General features: G+C 50.2%; 9 protein-coding genes and 1 tRNA gene. 3 read left to right on the plus strand and 7 right to left on the minus strand.

Annotation, left to right across the window (positions count from 1 at the left end; all coding sequences use genetic code 11):
- The first annotated feature begins 18 nt into the window (after positions 1-18).
- Positions 19-369 carry a hypothetical protein gene (locus E1162_RS15105; protein WP_155132621.1) on the plus strand — a complete coding sequence of 117 codons (351 nt, stop codon included), beginning with the start codon at positions 19-21 and terminating at the stop codon, positions 367-369.
- Between the two features lie 111 nt (positions 370-480).
- On the opposite strand, the gene mobC is transcribed toward E1162_RS15105, so the two are convergent.
- The 7 genes from mobC to E1162_RS15140 form a co-directional block, all read right to left on the minus strand.
- Entirely contained in the window at positions 481-1,176 is a 696-nt protein-coding gene (mobC, locus tag E1162_RS15110) for a MobC family replication-relaxation protein (RefSeq protein ID WP_155132624.1), read from the minus strand.
- On the minus strand, positions 1,163-2,956 hold the full coding sequence (locus E1162_RS15115; RefSeq protein WP_155132627.1) for a type IV secretory system conjugative DNA transfer family protein: 1,794 nt from the start codon (positions 2,954-2,956) through the stop codon (positions 1,163-1,165). Before E1162_RS15115 ends, mobC begins: the two co-directional genes overlap by 14 nt.
- A 594-nt stretch (positions 2,957-3,550) precedes the next feature.
- On the minus strand, positions 3,551-4,642 hold the full coding sequence (locus E1162_RS15120; RefSeq protein WP_155132630.1) for a helix-turn-helix domain-containing protein: 1,092 nt from the start codon (positions 4,640-4,642) through the stop codon (positions 3,551-3,553).
- A gap of 249 nt (positions 4,643-4,891) precedes the next feature.
- A tRNA-Arg gene (locus E1162_RS15125) sits at positions 4,892-4,968 on the minus strand.
- Positions 4,969-5,227: 259 nt separating this feature from the next.
- A complete protein-coding gene (locus E1162_RS15130) occupies positions 5,228-5,548 on the minus strand; it encodes a hypothetical protein (RefSeq protein ID WP_155132633.1) in 321 nt (106 codons plus the stop codon).
- A 60-nt stretch (positions 5,549-5,608) separates the two neighbouring features.
- The gene (locus tag E1162_RS15135) at positions 5,609-6,502 is read right to left on the minus strand and encodes an NAD(P)-dependent oxidoreductase (RefSeq protein ID WP_155132636.1); all 894 of its coding nucleotides are present in this window, start codon (positions 6,500-6,502) and stop codon (positions 5,609-5,611) included.
- A complete protein-coding gene (locus tag E1162_RS15140; protein ID WP_155132639.1) occupies positions 6,495-7,010 on the minus strand; it encodes a gluconokinase in 516 nt (171 codons plus the stop codon). The genes E1162_RS15135 and E1162_RS15140 overlap by 8 nt, the downstream gene beginning before the upstream one ends.
- 291 nt (positions 7,011-7,301) lie before the next feature.
- On the opposite strand from E1162_RS15140, the gene E1162_RS15145 reads away from it, so the two are divergent.
- Together E1162_RS15145 and E1162_RS15150 are read left to right on the plus strand one after the other, a co-directional pair.
- On the plus strand, positions 7,302-8,606 hold the full coding sequence (locus E1162_RS15145; protein WP_155132642.1) for an HlyD family type I secretion periplasmic adaptor subunit: 1,305 nt from the start codon (positions 7,302-7,304) through the stop codon (positions 8,604-8,606).
- Positions 8,607-8,850: 244 nt separating this feature from the next.
- On the plus strand, positions 8,851-10,143 hold a 1,293-nt coding region (locus E1162_RS15150; protein WP_257099023.1), incomplete at its 3' end, for a hypothetical protein.

Here is a 10,143-nt window from a genome sequence, read left to right on the forward strand (position 1 = left end):
AATAATTAGGATACACAGATGAGCTTCTTCTCAATTATGGGCAAGGCTATAAAAAATGCATTAAATCTGAAGGCTTATATCGTCCCAATTTACGATACGAAAGCTAGAACCCAAAAAAAGATGTCGGAGTTTTTTTGGAGCGGAGCCCTTTTTTTCTTTAAACTATCAGTCGCTCTCGGCCTCATAATATTTTTCCGAGCAGAAATATCGACAGCAACATTAGCAGATCTCGAAAATAGTTACGTTTGGTTGAAGGCAGTAAATGAAATTGGTCTGGAATTCGCTCTTTCGATTTGCATATTTTTGCTCTTCTGTCTTTTTTTTGTTGCTGCAAGGATCGATCACGAGTTGCCCGAAAAGCACCAGTGATCGCCAGCACCCAAACGGTCCTTTGTGCAAAAAACGTTGATTAGTGTTGGAGATCGCGTTAGGGCATCCGATCAAGACAGAGATTTCAATTTAACTATAGGGCGATGATTACTAAGAAAACTGATCGCTTGGTACCAGCTTGAATCTTGATCTAACGTTTGCGTCAAACGCGATACCTTCATTTAGCCGCTCAATCCTTAAAAATAAGCGCTCAAGGCCCCAGACTATGTCGGGAGAAGCAACATAATAAACGCCCACATAATCACCTCTCCGAACAGCATTTAAATGAGCCGCCAGAATCGCCTGATAGCGCTGGCGGGATTTGATGGTAAGCTCCACTTCTACTGCCACTCGCACACCTGAAAGCGTTGTTGCGACTGCATCGGGTTGGCTGGCTTTGGGGCCTCGTAACCCAGATCCACGAGTCCAATCCGTCCATCCTGCGTTTTCTGCTCTGACACGTGCGTGTTGCAGGGCCAGATGATGCGGAGCGGAAGAAAGCCTTAGTTTGCTTGGTTCAAACACTGGCCCCAGCACGTCGCATCCATCCATTATGGCTCGACCCTGCCGCGAGATACCCCAAACGGTTACCCCTTGCCCTGCAAGAACGGGTGTGTGGGCTCGCTTAACCAAGCCTTGCCGCTCAAGAGCATTCAATGAGCGGAGGAGCGGCTGGCGGGCCTTTAGCCTCAAAAGTTGCTGAAGTATATCTGAACTCGACCAAACCTCATCCGCGAGAAAAGAAAGGATCTTTTCTCGCTTGGAAATGGCCCTCAATTGCCGCTCAGCTGGATCAGAAATCAACATCGGTGAGCTCCATTGACTTGGTCGTGTTTTGAGCTGGTCTACAGGCTGAAGAGCCTGAACTTCTTCCTTTGCCGTTAAACATAGCGAGATCGCGATGGGTGAATGGAACTGGTGAGAGGTAGGAGAACTCCATATCGTGCTTGCCAGCGGTCAGTGCGCAAGTGAATTTTCTATTGGCCAACGCCAACCACATGTTTTGATCTATTCGATATCGTTCGCCAATTCGCAGGCTCCTCTGTCCGGTTGAGCGTTCAACCAGGCTCCCCGATAGAGCGACATTCCGCACTTCATCATCAATTAGAACTGTTCCGGAGCTTCTGGCTAGCCAATCCGCAGTATCTGGATTGAAGACCCCGAATTGGAACTTCCAGCGGCAATTCTCAACGACTGATGCCAGAGCGGACTTTGCGTTGAGCCCTGCGATTTGTTCGAAGTCAGAGATGGTCTGATGCGCGATGATCAGGCGCAAGCCTTTATCTCGTGACTTTGCCAAGGCTCCAAGTGCTGGAGCGCTGAGAGAGTCTTTAGCTTCATCCAAGAACAGCAGGATTTTTCTGGAGGTGCTGTCTTGATGGCGTCCAGCCTTCGCAGCGATTTGCTGGATTCTGATCACCAACATGCGCTGCATTACCGTTAGGCGCTCGTCGTCAGAGCCGCCAAAGACGTACAGGGCGCTGCCGGATTCAACGATTTCATTTAGATCGATAGCATCTGTCGCACTCAGAGTTCCGCCATGTGAAGCTTCCTGAAGCACTCGTGCTAAGCTTTTAGCGGTTTTCTGCTCGTCATCATCTGAAAAGTTTTTACGGTCTTGAGAGAGTATCTGCGCAGCTTCAGCGAGCTCTGAGATGGTTGGGGCCTCTGCGTAGCTTTTAACGTGACCCACTAGCTGACGTACGACCTGTCGCTCCATCCTGCGGTAGTGATCTGACTCATTGCCTGTATCGTTGAGTTTTAGACCTGCAATCAGAAGCGCTTCCAAGTCAGCTTCGGTACCTCCAGCTAACAGAGCAATCTGAGGAACTTGCTTTTTTAGATCCACGAAAAAGCTTGCTACTCCTTGCCGATTAGCCTCACTCGCAACGACTTGAGGCATGTATCGGTCCTCTTTAGGGTCAATGATAAAGATTGCATCTCCTTGGCGAATAGCCTGGGCAATCAAAATCTGGGCTGTTGTTCCTTTGCCGCAACCCGTCGTTCCCATGAGCTGAACATGTGGGTGGTCATCGAAGGGTGGAACATCTTCATAGATGGGCTTTCCCGCCACATCGAGCCCAAGGAAGATCTTGTTCTTTTTGAAGTACCTTGTGGGATCATAAACTTTTTTTGTTTTTGGAAGATGTCGTTCAATATCGTCGATGTCGGATTTGGATCTGCGGGAAGTAGGCGTTCGCAGTGTTCGCTTGTGCTTGAATGCCTCATACTTGGTTGGGATTAACCTGAAGCAAAGCCACCAAAGGGCTAAGCCTCCTAGTGCACCACAGAGCCACCAATAGATCGGGTAATGGGTGTGGGCCACGAAGCTACCGGCATGCCAATGTCGAGAATTCTCCAAATAGTCGACGATGTATGGCATCCAGAAATATGTTGCTGGACCAACAGTAAGACCTACAAGGCACAGAAGCCCCCAAAAAGCTCTCTGGTCAGGATTTTTCTCGACGCTTGTACCGAGAGCGCCAAAGAACCCAAGCGATGCGAAGAGCGCGGGAAGGACAGCATAGGAGTGGTTGTATTGATAGTAGAGGCGCCAAATCTCATAGGCGGTTTCTGTTAGTTTCACAGCGAGCACTCCGAGTATTTGGTTTGGGAAGCAGTTGCAGCTACATCTTCGGCAGCTACCTGAAATGATTGGGCCTTATGATTTGTCGATGGCAGTTGAGCCAGGCGCGGAGCGGGGGGCCGCACAGCGGGGGCCTTGCCCCGTCGTCGTTCAAGACGAGGCCGGGGGGAGCCATTTTGCGGAAGTGGCCCCAAGGACGATGGAGACGAAATGGGGGGGACTGGTCCCCCGGGCGTTGGGTTCACCCGACTTACCTTGACTGGGCGAGTATGCGCGCGGGCCCCAACGAGATAAGTTTCATCTTGAAGGGAAGCGGATGCGTTCGCGAAGCGGCGATACGGGCACGGTAAGTCGGGCGTAGCCCGGCCCCCCTGGGGTGAATTTTGCGCCGTGCAGTCGTCCAGACTGCTAAGGGGCCAAAGAGGGCGGCGTAGCCCCCTATCTCCGCCAAAAACGTCCAGATTTTGGGGAGATGACACTAAATGCCTGAATGGCATTTGGTGTGTTCCTTGCCAAAGGAATGCTTGCTTTCTCGGTGATGGTTCTCGGTGAGGTGGGATAACCGAGAGGGAGTGCCGACCCAACTTAAACATGTCACGCTCCTTTTAGATTTTTGGCAAAGAAGCGATTAAGGAACAAAGTGTCGGTATCTGCTTTGTCGAGGGCACCCTTAAAACATGCGCGGGCACTTATCGCCTGCGAGGTCAGGTTGGGTGGGGAGATACTGTTTCGATAGATTACCGACACTAAGGATGCGGCTGTGACCCTACCTAATAAAAGACAGGCTTTGCCCCAAAGCTCATCAGGAATACTCAAATCTCTTCTGAGAAGAGTGGCCGCTTCGATGAAGTTTGTTTGAGTATATCCACCAAGGATACGCATATATTCTAGTGCGTCGGGATGGGCCGTTTCAAGACAATCATGCCATGAGACTTTTCCAGAGGCGAACCTACTGTTTTGAAATGGATGCTTTTGAGTAGTGTTAGATAGTGAGGCCGATTTGTCTGTCTTGGACGGCGCTTTTGCCAGTCCAGACTTATGTTCTTCAACAGCCTTCTCAACCCTTCGCTTCCTGTAAAACGACATAATGTGCGAAAAGATTGCGATGGTTTTTCGTAGCGCCTTAGAGCAATAAATTCGAGAAACGCGCCCGTATGGAAGAACAGCAAATGCGGGCTTCATCGCTTTCGGGCAACCAAGAGCACGTATTTCTGAAAATAGGCGTTTGGTTTCCGCGCGCGCTAAGCGCAACGCCTCCCTCTCTCTAGCTCGTAATTTCGCTTGTTTCTTGAGTTCTGCAACTTTGACATTGATTAGAGGTTGGAAGTTGAAGCCAGCTGCCCAAATTATCCGCTTCTTTCCGTCTTTTTCTCGAGCACCGGAGCGTTGGGACTTCGGAGCGTTGGTTTTTACGCCATATCGTTTAGCAATCAGACCATTTTCCGCGCGCGTGACAGCGCGTTCACTCCAGCCGAGCTCCTCGGCGGTCTTTGTTATACGTTGCCAAATGGCGCAAATCCGTCCTTCCTGAAAGTCTCCAGCACTCATTTTGAGAAGATAATACTTGGCCAACACAAGTTCGTTGGATGTCAGACCATTCGCACGCCCTTCGGTGTCGAGAAGTGTAAGTAAGTCTTTCAGACAGCCAATTTCAGACAGGCCATTGTGGGTCAGCGTCACGCTCATGCTGCACCGCCATTCAGAAGGCGCAATTCTCCTGTTGAACAAAGTGGAGCGGTGGGATAGCTTCTGGGTGCAATTGCAAATTCCAAATGTCCGTCGGACGGGGTGGCAGCCCCTTCGGCGGATTTTTTGTGCCCATTTTCGACTGAGATCAAATGGGGAACAAATGCCGTATTGCGTACATACCGCGAACAATGCACAAAAGTCTTAAAAGGTGACTTTGTATAATCTATTGATTTTAGTGGAGATAAATGGCGCACCCGACAGGATTCGAACCTGTGACCTCTGCCTTCGGAGGGCAGCGCTCTATCCAACTGAGCTACGGGTGCAAGGGCATTGAGCCAAATGCAATGGAGCTTCTTTAACTGATCCTGCAGTCCTCGGCAATCTCGGATCTTTCAAAGTACTGCGAAAATGTGGAAATACGGGATTAGCAGGGCGCGCATCCTGTATGGCTGCTAATCTGCGTCTACACCATGTTTTCAATGGAAGACGTTTCGAGCGATCATAGAAGCAGCGGTTGGCACCTCAAAAGCAAAAGAGGCCGTGAAAATCACAGCCTCTAGAGTATTCAATTGTCTGAGAAAATCAGGCAAATCGCTTTGAAATGACGTGATAATGACGCCCTTCATAGAAGTGTAGAATAGTGTCGTGGGCAGCTTTAGCCTGATCGCGCATTGGAGAGTTCATTGCCTCTTCAATTGCTGCCATGGATGGGTAGTCGATCTCTTGAATGAGAAAAACCGGACGCTCATCCCAGTCTACATTTTCAGGACGGAACAAGCGCACGTCCTGCGCATTTGGCATTTGCTTCCAGATCGGCAGCATGCGTTCTTCTACAGCTTGGTAGAACGCTTCTTCCTGACCTTCGTGGATTTTGCCTTCAAAAATGGCACGCCGAGTATACATGCTTCTTCTCTTCTTGATTTTGGGAGAAGGTCCCGCCGTGGGCGGGACCTAATGCAGGCATTAAGCGTTTTGCATGCCATCCAGAACGCGGATGATTTCCACGCTGTCTTTCGGGCCAAGGCCGTTCGCGCAAAGCATGCGCAGAATTTCAACCACCTGACCGGTCATCGGCAGAGGTGTTTTGGTGCGCATTGCAAAGGACTGAAGAGCATCCAGATCCTTAAGCATGTTATCGATACGGCCAGTTGGGGTGTAGTCACGCTCAGCAAACTTCACCATGAATTCCTGCAGCAGCGCGGAATCTGCGCGGCCGCCAGCCAGCGCTTTAGGAATGACGCGAGGGTCCACGCCACCAGCTTCTGCAACTTTTACAGCTTCAGCCAAAGACTGGAAGATAACCGCACAGAAGAGCTGGTTTACCAGCTTGGTGGTTTGGCCAGCACCGTTTGGTCCCATAAGGGTAAAGTTGGCGCAAAGGTCGTCCATGACCGCTTTGGAACGCTCGAAGTCTACTTCTGAGCCACCAGCCATTACAGTGAGACGGCCGTTCAATGCGCCTGGCGCACCGCCGGAAAGCGGACAGTCGAGCCAGCGCATGCCGCAAGCTTCCTGCAGGTTTTCTGCAAATGTCTTGGTCTCAACCGGGTCGATAGAAGACATATCGATGAGCAGCTTGTCTTCGGTGCCTGCGCTAACAACGCCGTTTTCGCCAAAGACAACGGCTTTCACGATATTGGCGTGGTTAAGGCTGAGAATGACGAACTCGGAGCGCTCGGTCGCTTCTGCGATGGAAAGAGCAGCTTCAGCGCCTTTCTGAACCAGCGCGTTCACTTTTTCTTCGTCGATGTCGAAAACGGTTACTGAATGGCCAACTTCCAGCAGGCGGGTCGCAATGGCATTACCCATAATGCCAGCGCCGAGAACAGAGACAGTTTGCCTTGGGCGATCATTCATCATTATTATCCTTAGGTTTTTTGTCCTGCAGCCATTCGATAGCAGTGCGGGTCAGTACCTCGGTCGGCTCGGCAATGGAAAGGATCAAAAGATCATCCTCGCCTTCCGGGTATTCCAGCGTGTCGAACTGGCTCTGCAGTAGGGATTGGGGCATGTAGTGGTTGCTGCGCTGTTGCAGGCGCTCGTTGATCAACTCGAAACTTCCATCGAGGAAAACAAAACGAACGTCCGGTCCACCGCAACGACGCAATAGATCTCGGTAGGAACGGCGAAGAGCCGAGCAGCTAACAATGCAGCCGCCTTCTGTCATCAGCAGATGCTTGCCGATTGTCGTTAGCCAAGGCCAACGATCTTCGTCAGTGAGCGGGATCTCTGCTCGCATTTTTTCTACGTTTTCGTGTGAGTGTAGGCTGTCGCCCTCAACAAAGCCCAAACCCAATTCCAGCGCCAGTTGCTTGCCAACTGTAGATTTTCCGCAACCGCTGACGCCCATGACGACAATGCGCATTTTATCTCCCGATCATTGCTTGCTGAGACTGCAAGTCTTCCGCCCAAAATATATATTGCATACAAAAGCCAAAATTTGCAGCATGGTAGTTTTGATTAGTTTTTGGTGTGGCTGTGAATTCGATGGAGTAAACCGGCTGTCTCCAAAGCCGATTTGCCTTATCTGAATAAGATCAGAACTAGCTTAGTTAAAGGCAGCTTACCAGATGTCACAATAATTTTTGCTGCGTACGCACTCAAAATAAGGAAAGATGCCCTAGCGTAATAAAAAAGTCAGAAAAAGAAAAAGCTCATGATCACTCTTGAGAATGACCGCCGTGATAAGCCTCCCGTACTTGCTGGTAGCATCATTGTAATCATTATTACTCTAATAGTAGTTGGGGTTACATGGAGCGCCTTTGCCAAGCTTGACGAGGTAACCCGTGGCGAGGGAAGCGTTATTCCCGCTGGCCGCACGCAAATCGTGCAGGCGTCTGAAACCGGCAATATTGCCGAGATCGCCGTCAATATCGGCCAGAGTGTCAAAAAGGGTGATCTGCTCTTCCGGCTGGATGATACCAGTAACTCAGCCGCTTTAGGTGAGCTAACGGCTCGCAGCCGCGCCCTAAGGGCTCAGATAGCAAGGCTACGCGTTGAAGCCTCAGGAGATGTGGTTGAGTCCGCCTTCAAGTGCCCAGAAGATATTACCGAGATGGCGAGCCAGATCTGCGAAAACGAGCTACGGCTTTTCCGAAGCAAGCAGATTGCTCTTACTCGTCAATTGGAAACGCTGGATCAACGCCAAATTCAGTCTCGCAGTGAGCGTCAGGAAGTTGAGTTGAACATTGCTGGCCTTGAAGCAAGCTTGGCGATTGCGGACGATGAAGTCAAAATGCTTGAGCCTCTGGTGAAGCGCAAGATTGCACCGCGAACTGACTTGCTTAGGGTTCAAAGAGAAATTGCTGATCTCAATAGGCAGAAAAGCACGGCCACAGAGAGCCTGTTCCGTCTGGAGAGTGAGCTTGCCGAGCTTGAATCCCAAAAGGAAGAGCTCAAGACACAAGAGCAAGAAGACATTTTGAACGAGCTTACCGAGCGCATTGCGGAGTTGTCCGTCATCAACGAAAGCATAAGAGCCGCACGCAGAAAGCTCGCGCAAACAGACACTTACTCTCCAGTTGATGGTGTGGTGAACAAGATCGAGGTCAACACAGGCGGTGCCTTCGTGACCGCTGGAACGCCTGTTCTGGAGATTGTTCCAAATGGCGATAAGCTACTGTTCGAAGCCAAAATCAACCCGAAAGACATAGCGTTTATTCGCCCGGGGCAGCCGGCGATTGTGAAGATTACCGCCTATGACTTTGCCACCTATGGTGGGTTGGACGCTGAGGTGGTTCACGTTTCGGCTGATGCCATTCAGGACGAGGAAACGGGAGAGGCCTACTACGCCACTATTGTTGAATCTGACAATGCGTTTATTGAGCTTAACGGCAAGGAACACCCGTTAATGCCGGGGATGATGGGGCAGGTGGATATCCTCACAGGTGAGAAAACCATTCTTTCCTACCTACTGGAGCCAATCATAACGGCGCAGAATACGGCTCTAAGAGAAAGATAAACTCATACAAATAAAGTTGAGGGGCTATGGGCGTGTCCTTGGCTCCTCATAAACTATTAGTTATAATAATTACCATTATTTAATGTATTGGTAAGATTATATCTAAATGCTTATTACAATAACATTTTTGTATATAGATCTATTATTGTTGTAATAACTAAAACTCCCGCAACGATATTTCATAAATAGGTATTAGTATGTAGTATGTCGCTATGAAAACTTGCCCAAAGAAGCAGGACTAATCATGGTAGACAGCACTGATCCTCGCCCAAATGCCCCGCAACAGAACGCATCCGCTGGCCCAACTGACCAGATCATCACGTTCCCAAGTGGTACGCAGATCCCTTTGACGGATCTCAATGCGCAGCAGTTGAACGAAATCAAACCAGTTGATGGCAAGATCTATTTCCCTACAGATATGTTCTTGGGCGATGCTGTTCGTCTGGGCGATGATCTGCTGTTCCGTCAGCCAGATGGTTCCATCAGCATAGTGAAGGATGGTGCAGTTGCTGGCTATGACTACTTTGTCGGTGACGAGCCGGTGAATATGGTCATCCTTCCCGATCAGGAGGAAGAAACGGGCGAGGAAGAGGAAACTGCGACAACCGAAGCCTCTGAAGGGGACTTGTCAGATGTCTCCGATAGTTCTGGTGCAAACTTTGATCAGGTTAATGTTCTCATCTCGCCTGCTTTTCCTATCAGTCCTCTGCTTCCTCCAACCGAGTTCGGCTTTCCGGAACTAGAAGAACGCGAGCTGTTCGATGCGTTAGACCTGCCGCGCATTACGCTTGGGCTGGATGACGGGGCAGGTGTAGATATTTTCGGTCCACTGGGCAGCGTGACCGGATTTGAAGATGCTGATGGTCCGGGCGATAGCGGTGTTACTATCGACCTGTCTTTGCGCACGGGTGTTTCCTTCGGCAGCTCTTCGGTCACGATTGACTTTGGTTGTCTTCCAGAAGGCGCTGTTGTCAGCGTCGGAACGCTAAGTGAAGATGGTGTTTGGACCGGTTCGACAGCTGATGCCAATGAGCTGCAGATTTACTTTCCGGGAGATTTCTCCGGCACTATCGATGCAACTGTGACTGTTAATGGCGACGGTGTTAGCGAAAGTGGCCCCCTCACGATTATCGTGGAGCCAACACCTGACGTTGAGATTGAAGCATCTCCAATTACAGCCACCGAGACAGATGGTCCGCTGCCAATTAAGCCCGCTGACTTCATCAATATCACCCAGACGGATGGCGATGGTTCAGAAGTAATTGAGAGCGTAACCATTACGCTGACGGGGCTTCCTTCTGGTACGACGACGAATTTCGGTAGTATTAGCGCAGACGGAACGCTGACCTTCACGGGAACGCCGGAGGAGTTCGAAGAGTTGTGCCTGGTGTTCCCGCAGGACTTCTCGACCGAAAATCCCGGAACGACTATTTCTGGAACCGTAACAGCTTCCTCCAATGAAGGCGAAGGTCCTGAATTGCCAATTACAATCGATATCGCCTTCGAAGGCGACGTTGAGGTTGGTGTAACCGATCAG

The organism is Pseudovibrio flavus (genome assembly GCF_009711345.1).
GTDB classification, from domain to species: domain Bacteria; phylum Pseudomonadota; class Alphaproteobacteria; order Rhizobiales; family Stappiaceae; genus Pseudovibrio; species Pseudovibrio flavus.